Source organism: Mycolicibacterium smegmatis, from assembly GCF_001457595.1.
In the GTDB taxonomy this organism is placed as follows: domain Bacteria; phylum Actinomycetota; class Actinomycetes; order Mycobacteriales; family Mycobacteriaceae; genus Mycobacterium; species Mycobacterium smegmatis.
Window position 1 is genome coordinate 4,011,098 of sequence record NZ_LN831039.1, and the last position, 17,814, is coordinate 4,028,911.

The 17,814-nt window shown below is 70.4% G+C and carries 17 protein-coding genes; 6 read left to right on the forward strand and 11 right to left on the reverse strand.

The window, feature by feature from the left end:
• Positions 1 to 23: 23 nt before the first annotated feature.
• From AT701_RS19295 to AT701_RS19330, 8 genes are all read right to left on the reverse strand, one after another.
• Positions 24 to 530, reverse strand: a complete 507-nt coding sequence (locus AT701_RS19295) for an FxsA family protein (protein ID WP_003895309.1) — start codon at positions 528 to 530, stop codon at positions 24 to 26.
• Positions 531 to 584: 54 nt separating this feature from the next.
• Positions 585 to 977 (reverse strand): PPOX class F420-dependent oxidoreductase, encoded by a 393-nt coding sequence (locus AT701_RS19300; protein ID WP_003895310.1) that lies wholly within the window; start codon positions 975 to 977, stop codon positions 585 to 587.
• A 41-nt stretch (positions 978 to 1,018) separates the two neighbouring features.
• Entirely contained in the window at positions 1,019 to 4,654 is a 3,636-nt protein-coding gene (gene cobN / locus AT701_RS19305; RefSeq protein ID WP_058126412.1) for a cobaltochelatase subunit CobN, read from the reverse strand.
• A 303-nt stretch (positions 4,655 to 4,957) separates the two neighbouring features.
• On the reverse strand, positions 4,958 to 5,431 hold the full coding sequence (locus tag AT701_RS19310; protein ID WP_223495655.1) for a hypothetical protein: 474 nt from the start codon (positions 5,429 to 5,431) through the stop codon (positions 4,958 to 4,960).
• Positions 5,431 to 6,678, reverse strand: coding sequence for a DUF58 domain-containing protein (locus AT701_RS19315; protein WP_058126414.1), 1,248 nt, complete (start codon positions 6,676 to 6,678; stop codon positions 5,431 to 5,433). The genes AT701_RS19310 and AT701_RS19315 overlap by 1 nt, the downstream gene beginning before the upstream one ends.
• Complete coding sequence (locus tag AT701_RS19320; RefSeq protein ID WP_003895318.1) at positions 6,675 to 7,625, reverse strand: AAA family ATPase; 951 nt, start codon at positions 7,623 to 7,625, stop codon at positions 6,675 to 6,677. The genes AT701_RS19315 and AT701_RS19320 overlap by 4 nt, the downstream gene beginning before the upstream one ends.
• Positions 7,538 to 8,131, reverse strand: coding sequence for a hypothetical protein (locus AT701_RS19325; RefSeq protein ID WP_413232159.1), 594 nt, complete (start codon positions 8,129 to 8,131; stop codon positions 7,538 to 7,540). Before AT701_RS19325 ends, AT701_RS19320 begins: the two co-directional genes overlap by 88 nt.
• Entirely contained in the window at positions 8,128 to 9,057 is a 930-nt protein-coding gene (locus AT701_RS19330) for a DUF4129 domain-containing protein (protein ID WP_011729383.1), read from the reverse strand. The genes AT701_RS19325 and AT701_RS19330 overlap by 4 nt, the downstream gene beginning before the upstream one ends.
• 82 nt (positions 9,058 to 9,139) lie before the next feature.
• Between AT701_RS19330 and AT701_RS19335 the strand changes: the two genes are divergently transcribed.
• The 6 genes from AT701_RS19335 to AT701_RS19360 all read left to right on the forward strand — a co-directional run bounded on the left by AT701_RS19335 (position 9,140) and on the right by AT701_RS19360 (position 15,141).
• Complete coding sequence (locus AT701_RS19335) at positions 9,140 to 10,072, forward strand: TauD/TfdA dioxygenase family protein (RefSeq protein WP_413232160.1); 933 nt, start codon at positions 9,140 to 9,142, stop codon at positions 10,070 to 10,072.
• Between the two features lie 21 nt (positions 10,073 to 10,093).
• Positions 10,094 to 11,212 carry a precorrin-3B synthase gene (gene cobG / locus AT701_RS19340; RefSeq protein WP_058126416.1) on the forward strand — a complete coding sequence of 373 codons (1,119 nt, stop codon included), beginning with the start codon at positions 10,094 to 10,096 and terminating at the stop codon, positions 11,210 to 11,212.
• Between the two features lie 9 nt (positions 11,213 to 11,221).
• Positions 11,222 to 11,848 carry a precorrin-8X methylmutase gene (locus tag AT701_RS19345; RefSeq protein WP_003895323.1) on the forward strand — a complete coding sequence of 209 codons (627 nt, stop codon included), beginning with the start codon at positions 11,222 to 11,224 and terminating at the stop codon, positions 11,846 to 11,848.
• Positions 11,845 to 13,356 (forward strand): precorrin-2 C(20)-methyltransferase, encoded by a 1,512-nt coding sequence (locus AT701_RS19350; RefSeq protein WP_058126417.1) that lies wholly within the window; start codon positions 11,845 to 11,847, stop codon positions 13,354 to 13,356. Before AT701_RS19345 ends, AT701_RS19350 begins: the two co-directional genes overlap by 4 nt.
• 76 nt (positions 13,357 to 13,432) lie before the next feature.
• The gene (locus tag AT701_RS19355) at positions 13,433 to 14,077 is read left to right on the forward strand and encodes a TetR/AcrR family transcriptional regulator (protein WP_058126418.1); all 645 of its coding nucleotides are present in this window, start codon (positions 13,433 to 13,435) and stop codon (positions 14,075 to 14,077) included.
• Complete coding sequence (locus AT701_RS19360) at positions 14,074 to 15,141, forward strand: phosphotransferase family protein (protein WP_058126419.1); 1,068 nt, start codon at positions 14,074 to 14,076, stop codon at positions 15,139 to 15,141. The genes AT701_RS19355 and AT701_RS19360 overlap by 4 nt, the downstream gene beginning before the upstream one ends.
• Here AT701_RS19360 and AT701_RS19365 read toward each other — a convergent pair.
• From AT701_RS19365 to AT701_RS19375, 3 genes are read right to left on the reverse strand one after another with little or no spacing between them, the layout of a single operon-like run.
• A complete protein-coding gene (locus AT701_RS19365; RefSeq protein ID WP_058126420.1) occupies positions 15,122 to 15,859 on the reverse strand; it encodes a cobalt-precorrin-6A reductase in 738 nt (245 codons plus the stop codon). The genes AT701_RS19360 and AT701_RS19365 overlap by 20 nt on opposite strands.
• A 14-nt stretch (positions 15,860 to 15,873) precedes the next feature.
• Entirely contained in the window at positions 15,874 to 16,629 is a 756-nt protein-coding gene (gene cobM / locus AT701_RS19370) for a precorrin-4 C(11)-methyltransferase (protein WP_003895328.1), read from the reverse strand.
• Positions 16,626 to 17,810, reverse strand: a complete 1,185-nt coding sequence (locus AT701_RS19375; protein ID WP_058126421.1) for a bifunctional cobalt-precorrin-7 (C(5))-methyltransferase/cobalt-precorrin-6B (C(15))-methyltransferase — start codon at positions 17,808 to 17,810, stop codon at positions 16,626 to 16,628. The genes cobM and AT701_RS19375 overlap by 4 nt, the downstream gene beginning before the upstream one ends.
• Positions 17,811 to 17,814: the final 4 nt, after the last annotated feature.

Below are 17,814 nucleotides of genomic sequence, written 5' to 3' on the forward strand. Positions count from 1 at the left end.
TTATTCGGCTCGGTGGGTGCGGGTCAGGCCTTCGGGGGAAGGCGATGCGGTTCGACCCCACCGGCCGCGTCCGCGCTGTCGGTGACGTCGATGACTTCGCCGTCAATGTAGTCCCCACGCCCGCCGGGGTATCCCGCGGTCCACTGGTACCGGGACGCCGTTTGAAATCCTGTGACGAGTGGCACGCGTTTGGCGGCCATCGCGGTCAGCACGGGCCGCGCGGCGGCACGGGTCGGGGGCAGCAGCAACACGGCGCCGAGCACCGAACTGGCGAGCCCCGGGACGACAACCAGCACGGTGCCGAGGGCGACCAGCAGGCTGTCGGTGACCGCGCCCTGGGCGCTCGCGGCGGTCAGACCGCCGCTGAGTTTGCGTAGCTGGCGACGCGCCTGGGATCCGGCCAGTGCCAGCCCGACGACGAACGCCGCCAGGAGCAGCAGCACCGTCCAGCCGAAGCCGATGGTTGCCACGAGGACCACCATGACCGCCAGCTCGACGAGGGCGTAGACCAGGAACAGTCGCTTAGCCATGTCCGGTCAACGAGCGGCGGGGCCCTGAGGTTCCGCGGGAAAACACCGAAGAACTCAGGCAGTCCCCTCGGCCGCGCGCAGTTCCAGGCCGATGTTGCGTTCCATGCCCCGCCGCAACTTGCTGAACAGGTTGAACGCCTTGCCCATCAGCCCGTAGCGGCTGCCGATCGCGTCGTACACCTCGCCGGTGCGCGACTTGTCGAGGATCTCGGCGTGCGCCTCGACGGCCTCGCTCTTCGGGTTGCCGCGGGCGTCACACGCCGCGACGGTGACGCGTGGGGTGTTGCGGATCCGCTTGACCTTCCACGAGTTCTCCTCGGTGATCACCAGCAGCCGGTCCCCTTTCGGGGCCGCCCAGATCGCCGTCGGCTTGGGTCTGCCGTCCTTGGTGAACGTGGTCAGCAGGATGTACTTGGACTTGGCGACGTCTGCGAACGTGATGGCCACGAGTCGAACTTAGCCGAGACCCACGCCCGGGCCGGGTACAGCTAGCCCTCCAGTTCGCCTTCGGTCTCCAGCAGCACCTGGCGCAGCCCGTCGAGCGTGGCGGGTTCCGGCTCGGCCCACATCCCGCGGGTCGCGGCCTCCAACAGGCGCTCGGCCATACCGTGCAGTGCCCACGGGTTGGATTCGTTCATGAACTTGCGGTTCTCGTCGTCGAGGACGTATTCGCCTGCGAGCCGCTCGTACATCCAGTCGGCCATCACGTGCGCGGTGGCGTCGTAGCCGAACAGGTAGTCGACCGTGGCCGCCATCTCGAACGCGCCCTTGTAGCCGTGGCGGCGCATGGCGTTGATCCAGCGCGGGTTGACCACGCGCGCCCGGAAGACGCGGTTGGTCTCCTCACTCAGCGTGCGGGTGCGGACCGCGTCGGGACGGGTGTTGTCGCCGATGTAGGCCGCGGGCGCCTTGCCGGTCAGTGCCCGCACCGTGGCGACCATGCCGCCGTGGTACTGGAAGTAGTCGTCGGAGTCGGCGATGTCGTGTTCGCGGGTGTCGGTGTTCTTGGCCGCCACCGCGATTCGCCGGTAGGCCCGGTTCATATCATCACTGGCGGCGGCTCCGTCCAATCCGCGCCCGTAGGCGAACCCGCCCCACGCGGTGTACACCTGCGCCAGGTCGGCGTCGTCGCGCCAGTTGCGGCTGTCGATGAGCTGCAGCAGGCCCGCCCCGTAGGTGCCCGGCTTGGACCCGAAGATGCGTGTGGTGGCGCGGCGTTCGTCACCGTGCTCGGCGAGGTCGGCCTGGGCGTGCGCGCGCACGTAGTTGTGCTCGGCGGGTTCGTCGAGTGCCGCGACGAGCGCGACGGCGTCGTCGAGCATCGTGACGACGTGCGGGAACGCGTCGCGGAAGAACCCGGAGATGCGCACCGTGACGTCGATGCGGGGGCGGCCCAGTTCGGCGAGGTCGATGGGTTCGAGGTTGACGACGCGACGCGACGCGTCGTCCCATACCGGGCGCACGCCCAGCAGGGCGAGCACCTCGGCGATGTCGTCGCCCGCGGTGCGCATGGCCGAGGTGCCCCACACCGACAGGCCGACCGACTGCGGCCACCGCCCGTAGTCCTCGCGGTAGCGCGCCAGCAGCGAATCCGCCATGGCCACACCGGTTTCCCACGCCAGGCGCGACGGCACGGCCTTGGGATCCACCGAGTAGAAGTTGCGTCCGGTCGGCAGCACGTTGACCAGACCGCGCAGCGGCGAACCCGAGGGGCCCGACGGGATGAACCCGCCGTCGAGGGCGCGCAGCACCTGGTCGATCTCGCCCTCGGTGCCCGCGAGCCTCGGCACCACCTCGGTGGCGGCGAACTTGAGGATCCGCGCGATGTCGGGGTTGTCGGTGATGGTGTCGACCGCCGCGGGATCCCAACCGGTTTCCTGCAGGGCCGCGACCAGTTCGCGGGCCCCGGCCTCGGCCGCGTCGACCGCGGCGCGGTCGTCACTGCCGTCCTCGACGAGCCCGAGCGCCTGCCGCAGTCCTGGCACGGTCTGCTCGCCGCCGAACAGCTGGCGGGCCCGCAAAATCGCCAGCACCAGGTCGAGTTCGCCTGCACCCGTGGGCTTCTGGCCGAGTACGTGCAGACCGTCGCGGATCTGCACGTCCTTGATCTCGCACAGCCAGCCGTCGACGTGCAGCAGCATGTCGTCGAACGAGTCCTCGTCGGGGCGATCCTGCAACCCCAGGTCGTGGTCCATCTTCGCCGCACGCATGAGCGTCCAGATCTGCTGGCGGATGGCGGGCAGCTTGCCGGGATCGAGCGCCGAGACGTTGGCGTGCTCGTCGAGCAGTTGTTCGAGTTTGGCGATGTCGCCGTAGGTTTCGGCGCGCGCCATGGGCGGGATGAGATGGTCGACCAGCGTGGCGTGGGCGCGACGCTTGGCCTGGGTGCCCTCCCCCGGGTCGTTGACCAGGAACGGGTAGATCAGCGGCAGGTCGCCCAGCGCCGCGTCGGTGCCGCATGCCGCGGACATACCGAGCGTCTTGCCGGGCAGCCATTCCAGGTTGCCGTGCTTGCCGAGGTGGATGACGGCGTCGGCCCCGAACGATCCGGGGAACGCGGAGTCCAGCCACCGGTAGGCCGCCAGATAGTGGTGGCTGGGCGGCAGGTCGGGGTCGTGGTAGATGGCCACCGGGTTCTCGCCGAACCCGCGCGGCGGCTGGACCATGATGACCAGATTGCCGGCCTGCAGCGCGGCGATGACGATCTCGCCGTCGGGGTCGCGGCTGCGGTCGACGAACAGGTCGCCGGGCGGCGGACCCCAGTGCTCGACGACGGCGTCGGCGAGTTCGGCGGGCAGCGTCGCGAACCATTCGCGATAGTCCTTGGCGGGCACGCGGATCGGGTTGCGCGCGAGTTGTTCCTCGGTGAGCCATTCGGCGTCCTGGCCGCCGCGTTCGATCAGCGCGTGGATCAGCGCATCGCCATCGCCGGAGATGACACCGGGGATGTCGTCGTCGGCCCCGAGGTCGTAGCCGTGGGCGCGCATCGCGCGCAGCAGCGCGACCGCGCTGGCCGGGGTGTCGAGACCGACGGCGTTGCCGATCCGGGCGTGCTTGGTCGGATAGGCCGAGAACACGAGCGCCACGCGTTTGTCCTTGGCCGCAATGGATTTCAGTCGGGCGTGCCGGACCGCGAGACCCGCGACCCGCGCGCACCGCTCGGGGTCGGCGACGTAGGAGATGAGGCCCTCGTGGTCGATCTCCTTGAACGAGAACGGCACTGTGATGATGCGGCCGTCGAACTCGGGCACGGCCACCTGCGTCGCGACGTCCAGCGGGGACAGGCCGTCGTCGTTGTCCGACCAGTCCGACCTCGAACTCGTCAGGCACAACCCCTGCAGGATCGGGATGTCGAGGGCCGCGAGATGTGCGACGTTCCAGGAGTCGTCGTCGCCGCCTGCGCCGACCGCGGCCGGGGTGGCGCCGCCCGCCGCGAGCACCGTGGTGATCAGGGCGTCGGCGGTGCCGAGCAGTTCGAGGAGTTCGGGTTCGGCGGTGCGCAGCGAGGCGCAGAAGACCGGCAGCGGCCTGCCGCCGGCGTTCTCGATCGCCCGGCACAGGGCCTCGACATAGGCGGTGTTCCCGGCGAGCTGCTGGGCACGGTAGTAGAGCACCGCGATCTTCGGTGCGCCGTCGAGAGACTGCGCCTCAGCGTGTTCGAGGGGGCGTTCGAGGATGCCCCAACTCGGGGTGGCGACGGGCGGCGCGAATCCGAATCCCGTCATGAGCAGGGTATCGGAGAGGAACGCGTGCAGGTTGCGCAGGTTCTCCAGCCCGCCCTGCGCGAGGTAGATGTGGGTCTGCAGGGCGGCGCCCTGCGGTGCGGTCGAGTGCCGCATGAGCTCGGCGTCGGGGGTCTGCTCGCCGCTGACCACGACCGCGGGCACGCCGCTGGCTACCACGGCGTCGATCCCGTCCTGCCAGGCCCGGTATCCGCCGAGGATGCGGACCACGGCGATATCGGCGCCGGCCAGCAACTCTTCGAGCTCACCGTCGACGAGGCGCGACGGGTTGGCCCACCGGTATCCGGCGCCGCTCGCGCGGGCCGTGATCAGATCGGTGTCCGAGGTCGACAGCAGCAGGATCGTCGGCGCGCTCGGGACAGCATCACGTGGGTCAGGCACTCACCATTCGTACCGCACCGACCGTCAGCGCAGTTACGTCGGTACGGTCGGCGCTGGTCAGAGCTGCATCTCGCCGAAGCGCTCGTGCCAGGACCGGCGGTACGGGCGGCCCGTGACCGCGACGAGCCCCGCGACGACGGCGACGAAGACACCGAATGCGACCATGATCGCGTCCTTTCTGGAACCTGTTCCAATTTCCCGGTACCGGCGGTCCGGGGAACTGGAAGTGAAGTTACCCCGGGCAACCGGCGAAGTTCTCAATCTGTAAGGGAGCGAACAGGTTAGGAATCCGAGTGACGGATGTCACAATTCCCTGGCCGGTGAGACGTCCCACCGCGCCCGGCCCACGAACGGACGCAGGACGATCAGGTACACCGCGCCGACCGCGACCGGCGCGGCAAGCGGCACCCACGGCAACGTCAGCTGCCAGAACCCGACCAGCATCGCTGCCGCGGTGAATCCCAACGCGCACAACATCATCGGGCGCGTCGTGGTGACCACCGACGTTCCCGCCGCGTGGCGGACCGCCAGGTACACCGCGGCCGACAGGCCTGCCAGCGCGGCGTAGAGCACGTCGGGTTCCGACAGCGCGAGAGCGGCCGCGGCCGCCCACACCGCGACGGTCGACGCCGGTCGCCACGCGGGCCCCACCGCCACCGCGGCGGCCGAGATCGCCGCGGCCACCAGTGCCGGACCGTCGGCGGGCGCGGCCACCGCCGCGGCCATGACCAGGCCGAGGGACGTCGAGAACACAAGCGGCGCGGGCTGAGTGCGCATCACCGCGTCCTTCGTCTGTGCCGGTCCGGGATCAACCGCATGACATCCTGCAGCGGGATGTCGCCGCGCCAGTGCACGACGTCGATGCCGATCGTGCTCATGTCGCGGTACATCGCCGAGCGATGCAGCGCCCACAGTCGCGGGATCAGCGGGTCCAGGCCGTCCGGGTTGTCGAACGGCGCTCCCTCAAGGACGTCGACGGCCACCACGGCGTGCCCGTGTTTGGCCAGCTCGATCAGCGCGAACGCGAACTCGGTGTTCAGCATCGTGGAGAACGCCACCACGATGGCTCCCGGTGGCACCGCGGCGCGCGGCGCGAGCGTGCCGGTGGTTGTCTCGAACCCGCCGCCCGCCCCGAGGATCGCGTCGAGCACGCGGTAGAACTGCCTGCGCCCGATGTCGAGCCCGAGCCACCGCGGTTGCCTGCCGCCGAGCGCCACGATGCCGGCCCGGTCGCCGCTGCGCAGCGCGCTCTGCACCACCTGCGCCGCGCCGCGTGCGGTGCGCTCGGTGGCCTGTGTGGCCGGGCCGGGCGCCTGGTCGTGGGTGTCGATGAGCACCACGACGTCGCCCCCGCGATCGGTGAGCCGCTCGGTGACGTGCAGTCGTCCGCGGCGGGCACTCACCGGCCAGTTGACGGTGCGCAGATGATCGCCCGGCACATAGGGCCGCACGTCGGCGTACTCCACCCCGGGTCCGGTGTGGCGGGTCAGGTGGGTGCCGAGCCGGTCGGGCAGTTCGGCGCGCGGCATCGGGGTGAGATGTGGTGCGGCCAGCGGGAACACGTAGAGCTCCGCGGCCTCGACGGTGCCCGTGCCGGTCACGAGTCCACCCGGCGCGGTCACCGTGACGTGCGCCCGCAGCGGGTAGCGGCCCCAGCGCGACGCGTTCGCGCGCACCCTCTGCTCGGGACCCGCGCGGTCGCCCGGCTCGAGCCGCAAACCCTCGACGCTGTCCACCCGCAGCCGGGCATCGGCGCCGGCACTGCTGCTCACCCGCACCGACAATTCGGCGCTCTCGTTCTCGAAACACCGCACGGTGGCGGGCTCTGCGCCGACCTCGACCGAGACGCGAGGCCGCTGCCAGTAGGCCGAACACAGCACACCGAGCAGTGGCGAGGCGAAGATGACCAATTGCCAACGGAATCCGAGCACCGCGATCAACATCGCACCTGCCGCGGCGGTGGCCACGGACTTAGTCAGAGGCGACGCGCCCCAACGCAGCGGCACGTGCACACCGACGGTCATGGCAGGTTGCCCGCACGGGGCACGGGGAGCCGGCGCAGCAGTTCGTTCATGACGTCGGCACCGTGGATGCTGCGCACCCACATCTCCGGGCGCAGGCTGATGCGGTGCGCCATCGCCGCGACCGCGAGTGTCTTGACGTCCTCGGGGATGACGAAGTCCCGCCCGAGCAGCAAGGCCCTGGCCCTCGCGAGTTGCACGAGGTCGAGTTCGGCGCGGGGGCTGGCGCCGACCGCAACCTGCGGGTGGTGGCGCGTCGCGGCCGCGAGCGCCACGACGTAGCGCAGCACGTCGTCGTGCACGCTGACCTGTTCGACGGCCTCGCGCATCGCCAGAAAGCGCGGACCGTCGACCACCTCGGCGACGCCCGCCTCGGCAGACCCGCGATCCAGGCGGCGGCGCAGCATGGCCGTCTCGTCCTGTTCGGACAGGTACTTCAGTTCCAGGCGCACCGAGAACCGGTCGAGTTGGGCCTCGGGCAGCGGATAGGTGCCCTCGTACTCGATCGGGTTGTCGGTGGCCAGGACGATGAACGGCGCGGGCAGGCGGTGCGTCTGGCCGTCGATGCTGACCTGCCCCTCGGCCATGGCCTCCAGCAGCGCGGCCTGCGTCTTGGGCGGGGTCCGGTTGATCTCGTCGGCCAGCAGCAGGTTGGTGAAGATCGGGCCGGGCCGGAACTCGAACCGACCGGACTGCATGTCGTACACCGTCGAGCCGAGCAGGTCGGCGGGCAGCAGATCCGGGGTGAACTGGACCCGGGTGAACTTCAAACCCAGCGCGGCGGCGAAGGACCGGGCGATGAGCGTCTTGCCGAGGCCGGGCAGGTCCTCGATGAGGACGTGTCCGCGCGCCAGCAGCGTCGTCAGGATGAGGGTGAGCGCGTCACGCTTGCCCACCACCGCCTTCTCGATCTCGTCGAGCACCGATCTGGCGGCTGCCGCTGTGGCCACGTCCACGTTCGCCTGACTGGTCGCAGCTGCTCCAATCGTTGCAGGATCTCCGCGAGCACCGCGCGGCCCGGGCCTGGTCCGTCGTCCCGTGCGGAGGCGACGTTGTTGGGATCCACCCACTGCCACAACCGTTCTCCGAACAGCATCCGACCGGTGGCCTGGAATGCCGACTGGTCGCCGACCAGTCGTTGTCCGCTGGCCGCGGCGAACTCCCTGGCCAACCGTGGCCGCAGATGGCGGTCCCACTGGCTGCGAGTGGAATCGGCTCGGCTGATGAGGATCTCGGTCTCGGACTGCCAGCGCGCCAGCAGTTCGGCCGCGTCCTCCGACGCCGTGCTGCGCGCATCGTGGACTGGATCTTCGCGCAATGCCAGGCGCACCGAGACCAGCAGCACCGCGAGCGCAGCGCCGGTGGCCCAGCCGATCATGCTGCGGCCCGGCACCGCGAGCGCTGCCAGTTCGACGAACACCACCAACGCAAAGCCCGCGACCACGAACCGTTTCATACGAGGCTCCGCAGATCGGCGTGTACGCGCTGCAGCGCGGCGACCGCGGCCGCGCGATGCGTCTCGGTCATCCGGTGCGGGCTGAACCGCGCCTCGGCGAACAGCTCGACGAGTTCGGTTGCGCTGTCGGCATTCAGCGCGTGATGCTCGACCGCACGGGCGAGCACCTCCGACGGTGTGTCGGATTCCTGCGGGACCGCTTCCGGTGCGTACGCGAGGCCCTGTTCCATGGCCGCATAGCACGCGATGATCGCGGTTCTGGGGTCGCGGCTGAGATCCCCGATCTCGGCGAGCCCGAGTTCGGTTGCGCGGACCAGCTTCTCCGGGTTTCTGGGGTGAACCGGCAGGACCGGCCAGGTGTCGTCGGCCCGGTGCAGGTGGGCCGCGGCGCGGCGCCTGGCGCGCAGGATGGTCCCGATCGCGATGAGCAGCAACATGATCACCCCGGCCACCGCGAGCAGGCGGAACGCGGTGGCGTCCCCAGGATCATCGGGTACCCGGGCCTCGCCCGGCGCGCCCGGGCTTTCACGCCCCGATCCGTCCTGGGGCGGGGGCAGTTCAGACGTGTCGGTCAACCGGGAGATCAGGACCGCGACCGACAGCCAGCACATCAGGACCGCCAGGCCCAGCAGTACCCATCGCCACCGCAGACGCGCCCGTGGCCCCCGTAGACCGGCCTGGGGGATGTCGTCGCCGGCACCGGATACGCGGGGCTTGCGCGGTGCGGTGAAAATCGCGAACGCAAAGCCTGCCAACCCCACCGTGAGAAGCGCCGCGACGGCCACGAACGTGGCCGGAGAATCGGTGGGTGCCTGCGCCTGGGCGCGGCTGCCGCCGGGGACATGCCCGCGCAGTGCGACGACAGCGACCACCATGAGCACGAGCACTGTGGCCACGCGCCCCGCGGCATTCTGCAAACCGGGCATCGCCTGGTCAATGGTCGCACGATTTCAAATCACGCCCGGCAAAACCGTTCACTCGATCGCCCGCCGGGGGCCTAATGACTGCGTGAGTGAACTTCGTGCGACAAACCCGGGTCAGGTGCAGGTCACCGTGACCAAGCTCGGGGCCCACATCGGCGCCAGGATCGACGGCGTGCGCGTCGGCGGCGACCTGTCCCCCGCCACCGTGAGCGCCATCAACGCGGCCCTCCTCGAGCACAAGGTGATCTTCTTCTCCGGCCAGGACCATCTCGACGATGCCGGACAGCTGGAGTTCGCCGAGCTGCTGGGTACGCCCACCGTCGCCCATCCGACGCTCGCCGAGGGCGCCGAGCAGTTGCTGCCGATCGACTCGCGCTACGACAAGGCCAACAGCTGGCACACCGATGTCACGTTCGTCGACCGTATCCCGAAGGCGTCGCTGCTGCGCGCGATGACGCTGCCCAGCTACGGCGGCACCACCGCGTGGGCCTCGACGGAAGCGGCCTACCAGCAGCTGCCCGCGCCGCTGCGCACGCTGGCCGACAACCTGTGGGCCGTGCACACCAACCGGTTCGACTACGCCGACAGCGCGATCTCCGCGGAACAGCGTGGCTACCGTCAGCGGTTCGAATCCGACTATTACGAGGTCGAGCACCCGGTGGTGCGGGTGCACCCCGAGACCGGTGAGCGGGTCCTGCTCCTCGGCCATTTCGTCAAGTCGTTCGTCGGACTCAAGGACACCGAGTCCGCGGCTTTGTTCCGGCTGTTCCAGGACCGGATCACGCGGCTGGAGAACACCGTACGGTGGAGCTGGAAGCCCGGTGACCTGGCGATCTGGGACAACCGCGCCACGCAGCACTACGCGGTGGCCGACTACGACGACCAGTACCGCAGGCTCAACCGCGTCACGCTGGCCGGTGACATCCCGGTCGACGTGTACGGCGAACGCAGCCGCGTCATCGCCGGTGACGCGTCGAGTTACTCCCCGGTGGACAGCCCGGTCGCCCTGGCGAGCTGAGTTCCTAGAATGGGTCCGAGTATGACCCGGACCCGTGACCAGGACGCCTGCCCCGGTGCGCTGACAGTGCACCAGGCCGCTGACGGCGCGCTCGTGCGCATCCGGCTCGCGGGCGGCGCCATCACAGCCGCGCAGCTGGCCACCCTGGCCGATGTCGCGAACGATCTGGGTTCTCCGGCAATGGAACTCACGTCGCGCGGCAACATCCAGATCCGTGGGCTGACCGACACCGACGCCGCCGCGGCGGCGCTGGCCGGCGCCGGACTGTTGCCGTCACCGACACACGAGCGCGTGCGCAACATCGTGGCCTCGCCGCTGACGGGACGGTCGGGCGGGGTCGCCGACGTCGGCGCCCTGGTCTCCGAACTCGACGCGGCGATCCAGGCCGAGCCCGAGCTGGCCGGGTTGCCGGGCCGGTTCCTGTTCGGTCTGGACGACGGGCGCGGCGACATCTCCGGTCTCGGCCCCGACGCCGGGGTGCACATGCTCGACGCCGGCACCGGCGCTCTGCTGCTCGGCGGGTGTGACACCGGGGTACGGATCGACCGCGCCGGCGTGGTGCCCACGCTGATCACCGTGGCCCGCCGGTTCGCGAAGGTGCACGGAAAGGCCTGGCGTGTCGGCGAACTCGACGACCTGGCGCCGCTGCTGGAGGGTTTGACGGCGTCCGGACCAGGTGGGCAGCGGTGGGCCCCGACCGTGCGGCCGCCCGTCGGCTGGATTCCCCAGCGCGACGGCCGTGTAGCGCTGGGCGCCGGGGTGCCGCTGGGTGTGTTGTCCGCGCGCGACGCGCAGTTCCTCGCCGCGATCGAGGCGCCCATCGTGATCACGCCGTGGCGGTCGGTGCTGGTGTTCGACCTCGACGAGGGCGTCGCCGACACCGCGTTGCGGGTGCTCGCGCCGATGGGGCTGGTGTTCGACGAGAACTCACCCTGGCTCGATGTCAGCGCCTGCACCGGCAGTCCCGGATGCGCGAAGTCACTGACCGATGTGCGCGCCGACGCCGCGGCGGCGGCGCAGGAACCGTCGGCAAATCACCGGCACTTCGTGGGCTGTGAGCGGGCCTGCGGCAGCCCGCCCGTCGGGGACGTCCTCGTCGCCACGGAGGACGGATATCGACTGCGCATCGCGTCCCCGTAAGGTTGGCGGGTGCTCGACTACATCCGTGACGCAGCCGAGATCTACCGGCAGTCGTTCGCGACGATCCGCGACGAAGCCGATCTGTCCCGCTTCCCCGCCGACGTCTCGCGCGTGGTGGTCCGGTTGATCCACACCTGCGGCCAGGTCGACGTCACCGACCATGTCGCCTTCACCGGCGACGTCGTCACCAGGACCCACGCCACGCTCGCGGACGGCGCACCGATCCTGTGCGACTCGTCGATGGTGGCCGCGGGCATCACCCGCTCGCGCCTGCCCGCCGACAACGAGGTGGTCTCCCTCGTCGCCGACAGCCGCGCTCCCGAACTCGCGGCCCGTATGGGCACCACGCGTTCGGCCGCCGCGGTCGATCTGTGGGCCGACCGTCTCGGCGGTGCGGTCCTGGCGATCGGCAATGCGCCCACCGCGTTGTTCCGGCTGCTGGAACTGCTCGACGAGGGTGCGCCGACCCCCGCCGCGGTGCTCGGCGGGCCCGTCGGTTTCGTCGGCTCCGCGCAGTCCAAGCAGGAGCTGATCGAGCGCCCGCGGGGAATGTCCTACCTGGTGGTGACGGGCCGTCGGGGCGGCAGCGCGATGGCCGCGGCCGCCGTCAACGCGATTGCGAGTGAGCGGGAATGAGCGAGAACAAGCACGGCACCCTGTACGGCGTCGGACTCGGGCCAGGCGACCCCGAACTGGTGACGGTCAAGGCCGCCCGCGTGATCGGCGAGGCCGACGTGGTGGCCTACCACAGCGCCCGTCACGGCCAGAGCATCGCGCGCGGCATCGCCGAGCCCTACCTGCGGCCGGGTCAGCTCGAGGAGCACCTGGTCTACCCGGTGACCACCGAGACCACCGACCATCCGGGCGGATACGCCGGCGCGATGGAGGATTTCTACGCCGAGGCCGCCGAACGCATCGCGGCCCACCTGCAGGCGGGCCGCGACGTCGCGCTCCTGGCCGAGGGTGACCCGCTGTTCTACAGCTCGTACATGCACATGCACACACGGCTCACCGAACGGTTCGACGCCGTGATCGTGCCGGGCGTGACGTCGGTGAGCGCCGCGTCGGCCGCGACGGGCACTCCCCTGGTGCAGGGCGACGAGGTCCTCACCATCCTGCCCGGCACGCTGCCCGCCGACGAGCTCAAACGCAGGCTGGCCGACACCGACGCCGCGGTGGTGATGAAGCTGGGCCGCTCGTACACCCGTGTGCGCGAGGCGCTTTCGTCGGCCGGGCGCCTGGACGAGGCGTTCTACGTCGAGCGTGCGAGCACCGACCGGCAGAAGGTGGCGCAGGCAGGCGAGGTCGAGTCCGCCAAGGTGCCGTACTTCTCGCTGACCATGGTGCCCGGCGGCATGGCGCGCCAGGAGCAGCGCCCCGAGCGCGGCAGCGTCGTCGTGGTGGGCCTCGGGCCCGGTGACCACGACTGGATGACGCCGCAGAGCCGGCGCGAGCTCGCCGCGGCGACCGATCTCATCGGCTACGGCCCGTACCTCGACCGGGTCGGTCTGCGGCCCGGTCAGCGGCACCATCCCAGTGACAACACCGACGAACCCCAACGCGCACGGCTGGCCTGCACGCTGGCCCAGCAGGGTCACGCCGTCGCGGTGGTGTCCTCGGGTGACCCGGGCGTGTTCGCGATGGCGACCGCGGTGCTCGAAGAGGCCAAGCAGTGGCCCGGTGTCGAGGTGCGCGTCATCCCGGCCATGACGGCCGCGCAGGCTGTGGCCAGCCGGGCCGGCGCACCCCTGGGCCACGACTATGCGGTGATCTCGCTGTCCGACCGGCTCAAGCCGTGGGACGTGATCGTCGAACGGCTCAAGGCGGCCGCCAAGGCCGATCTGGTGCTCGCGATCTACAACCCGGCGTCGAAGACCCGCACGTGGCAGGTGGGCGCCATGCGCGACCTGCTGCTGGAGCACCGCGACCCGAGCACCCCGGTGATCATCGGACGTGCGGTGTCGGGTGCGCGGCCCGGCGAGGGCGAGAGCGTGCGGGTGGTGCGACTGGCCGAACTCGATCCCGCACAGGTCGACATGCGCTGCCTGCTGATCATCGGGTCGTCGCAGACCCAGTGGTACAGCGCCGCGGTCGACGACACCGCCGAGGATCGCGTGTTCACCCCGCGCACCTACCCCGGCTGACGCACGTCGACAATCATTGACTGTTGTCAGTTTCGGGATTAGTGTCCGGCGTCACACCATCTGAGATGGGAGAGCCGTGGTACGCCCGAGCACACCGGTACGGTCGCCGACCGACCGTCGGCAGCCGCAACGCAGCGATCAACGACGCACCGCGATCCTCGAGGCGCTCAACGAACACCTCCAGAAAACCGGTTTCGACGCGCTGAACATCGCCGAGGTGGCACGGCAGGCCGGGGTCGGCCGCTCGGCGTTCTACTTCTACTTCGAGAACAAGGCCGCCGCGGTCGCCGCACTGCTCGAACCCATGCACGAGGCACTGCTGGCGGCCAACAACATCCTGGCCGACCTCACACGCCCGCCGCGCGAACGCATCCGCGCCACCCTCGACGCTGTGCTGCGGACCGCCGAGGACCACCGGTACCTGTTCCAGGCGATGCTGGAGGCCCGCGGCACCAGCGGCGCGGTCCGCGACATGTGGGACGCGGCGCGGGAGTCGTTCGTGCCCACGGTCTCCGCGGTGATCACCGCCGAACGCGAAAGCGGCCGCGCCCCGGACGGTGTCGATCCGAAGGTGCTGGCCTCGCTGCTCATGGAGTTCAACGACCGACTGCTGGAACGGCTCATCATCGGCGGGCCGTTGACCCGCCGACAACTACTGGAAGGTGCCGAAGCGATGTGGATGGGTGCGATCTACGCGAGCGAACCGGAGCAGACGCGATGACCGCGGCGGTCTCGATTCCCGGTCGCCCCGTCGACGTCACGCCGTCCTGGTTGTCGGGCGTGCTGGGCACCGAGGTGGCAACGGCGGCAACCGAACCCATCGGCACCGGGCAGACCGGGGCCACCTACCGGGTCACGGTCACCTATGCGGGTGACTCCGCACTGCCGACGACGTTCGCGATCAAGCTGCCGTCGCAGGACGACACGGTGCGCGACCGCGTCGCGATCGGCTACCGGTCCGAGCATGCGTTCTACACCAGCCTCGCCGGGCAGGTGCGGATCCCGGTCCCCCACTGCTACCACTGCGAGATCGCCGGTGAGGGAGCAGATTTCGTGCTGGTGCTGGCCGACATGGCACCCGCCGAGCAGGGCGATCAGATCGCCGGATGCTCGCCGGCCGAGGCCGCACTGGCGGTGCGCGCGCTGGCCGATCTGCACGGGCCGACGTGGTGTGACCCGCAGTGGGCGAACTTCCCCGGCATCGCGATGCCCAAGCCGGAACCGGATTCGGCCAAGGGCTTCGGCGACATCGCCAAGATGGCCGCCGACATCACGCTCGACAAACTCGGCGACCGGCTCAGCATCGGTGACCGCGAGACCCTCAGCGCGTCGATGTCCGTGGTGACCCCGTGGCTGTTGGCCGAACCGGACCGTTTCGCGGTGCTGCACGGCGACTACCGGCTCGACAACATGCTCTTCGACCCCGACCGCACACGCGTCACCGTGGTCGACTGGCAGACGCTCGGATCGGGCCTGCCCGCACGTGACCTGTCGTACTTCACCGCCACGAGCTTCGACCCGGCCGACCGCGCCGCGGCCGAACGGGATCTGGTCGGCGAGTACCACCGCACGCTGCTGGCGCACGGCGTCACGGGGTACGACCGCGAGACCTGTTGGCGCGATTACCGTCTGGGCATGCTCCAGGCGCCGCTGATCACGGTGCTCGGCTGCGCGTTCGCGTCGTCGACCGATCGCGGCGACGACATGATGGTGGTGATGGCGCAGCGCGGCTGTCAGGCCATCCGCGAACTGGGCACCCTGGACCTCATCGACGCAGCGAGCTGACCCAGTCGCGGGCCTGCTCGACGGTGGTGACGCTGTGCACCCCGGCAGGCAGCGGCGGGCGGTCCACCATGATCACCGCCACCCCGGCCGTCGCCGCGGCGTCCAGTTTGGGCTGTGTCATGTCCCCGCCGCTGTTCTTGGTGACCAGGACGTCGATGTGGTGGTCGCGTAGCAGCGCCAGTTCGCCCTCGTAGTCATACGGCCCGCGCGACAGCAGCAGTTCGTGGCGTGCGGGCAGGGTGTCGGCTTCGGGTTCGGTGACGGCGCGGATCAGAAACCATGCGTCGACGCCGCGGAACGCCGACGTCCCGGAGCGCCCCGTGGTCAGGAACACGCGCGAAAACCCGCGCTGCACCACCACTTCGGCTGCCTCGGTGTCCGAGGCCACCACGATCGCGTCACCCGGCGACCAGGCGGGCCGCGCCAGCACGAGGTGCGGCAGACCCAGTTCGGCGCACACCTGCGCGGCGTGCGTGGTGATGGTCGCGGCGAACGGGTGCGTCGCGTCGACCACGGCGTCGATTCCCTCGTCGCGCAGCCAGCGCCGCATGCCCTCGACCCCACCGAATCCTCCGATACGCACCTGCCCGACCGGCAGCGCCGGATCGGGAACCCGCCCGGCCAGTGAGCTGATCACCTCGATCTCCGGCTGTAAGGGGTGCAGCGCGGCCGCGAGCGCGCGGGCCTCACCGGTGCCTCCGAGCAGCAGAACTCGCATCGTCGCGGTCTCGGTCAATGCCTGCTCCCTCGGCGCCGCGTCGCCGAGTACAGGTAACTGTCGGTGAAACCCTCGGCGGCCAGCACGTCACCCACCACGATCACCGCGGTGCGGGTCACGTCGGCCGCGTGCATCTGCTCGGCGATGTCGGCGAGCGTGCCCCGCAGCACCACCTCCTGCGGCCAGCTCGCGAACGCCACCACGGCACAGGGGGTTTCGGGGCGGTAACCGCCCTCGATCAGTTGGGGGACGATGTTGTCGATCTGCGCGGCGGCCAGGTGCAGCACCAGTGTGGCGCCCGGTGCGGACAGCGTGCGCAGATCCTCGCCTTCGGGCATGGCCGTCGAGAGCGTCGCGACCCGGCTCAACGTCACGGTCTGCGCGACACCTGGCACGGTGAGCTCGCGGCCCAGCGCGGCCGCGACCGCGGCGAAAGCCGGTACACCGGGCACGATCTCGTAGCCGATGCCGAGCGCGTCGAGCCTGCGGCACTGTTCGGCCAGCGCGCTGTAGATCGACGGGTCCCCGGAGTGCAGCCGCGCGACGTCGAGCCCGGCCTCGTCGGCCGCGACGAGTTCGTCGATGATCTGATCGAGGTTCAGCGGTCCGGTGTCGATCACCTTGGCGTCCGGCGGGCACAGCGCGAGCAGATCGTCGGGCATGATCGATCCGGCGTACAGGCACACCTTGCAGGTGCCGAGCAGCCGCTGGCCGCGCACCGTGATGAGATCGGCCGCGCCGGGGCCCGCGCCGATGAAGTAGACCGTCATGCCTTGACCACCGACCACTGGGTCACCGGCAGCGCCGGGCGCCATGCGGTGAAGCCTCCGACGGCCCCACCCTGATAGTGCTGATAGCGCCGCAAATCGCCGCCTTTCTCTGAGTACCACTGGGCGACAACGGCTTCTGATTCCACCGTCACCGCGTTGACCACCAGCCTGCCACCCGTGGACAGCCGGTCGAAGCACGCCTCCAGCACACCCGGCCCGGTCACACCACCACCGATGAAGATCGCCGCGGGTGCGGGCGCGCCGTCGAAGCACTCGGGCGCGGCACCCCGCAGATCCACTCGCACACCGAATGCCTCGACGTTGGCGCGGATGCGGTCGCGCCGCTGCTCGTCTCGCTCGAACGCCACCGCGGTGCAACCGGGTGCGCTTCGGCACCATTCGATCGCGATGCTGCCCGAGCCCGAGCCGACGTCCCACAGCAGTTCACCCGGGCGCGGGCCCAGCGCGGCCAGCGTGACCGCCCGGATCGACTGTTTGGTGATCTGCCCGTCGTGGCTGAACTGTTCGTCGGGCAGCGCGTGGGCCCTGCGGTCCTCAGGCCGGTAGGTGACCGCGACGACGTTGAGGTCGTCGACATCGGGCGCGGGTGCGGCCGACCAGTCGGCCGCGGTGCCGTCGCGGCGGCGCTCACCGGGACCGCCCAACTGCTCCAGCACCGTGAACCCGGAATCCCCGCGGCCGGATTCGGTGAGCAGACGCGCCAGTTCGGTGGGGGTCGACGCGTCCCGCGACAGTACGACCGCCCGGCCGCCGCGGCGCACCGCGGTGTGCGGCGGCGCGGTGACCAGGCTGATGACCTCGGTGTCGGGCACCGTCCATCCCATACGCGCGCACGCCAGCGTCACGCTCGACACGTGCGGCAGCACCCGCACACGGTCCGCGCCGAACAGGCGGATCAGCGTGGCGCCTATGCCGTGGCACAGCGGGTCGCCGCTGGCCACGACGTGCACGTCCCCTCCGAAGTCGTCGAACAGCGTCGGCAGGGCGGGCAGCATCGGCGACGGCCACTCACGACGGTCGGCGGTCACGGTGTCGTCGAGCAGCGCGAGTTGCCGCGGCGCGCCGAACACCACGGTCGCGCGTGCGAGTTCGTCGCGCGACGCCGCCGACAGCCCGGGCATGCCGTCGGCGCCGATGCCGACCACGATGATCAACTTCATCGGT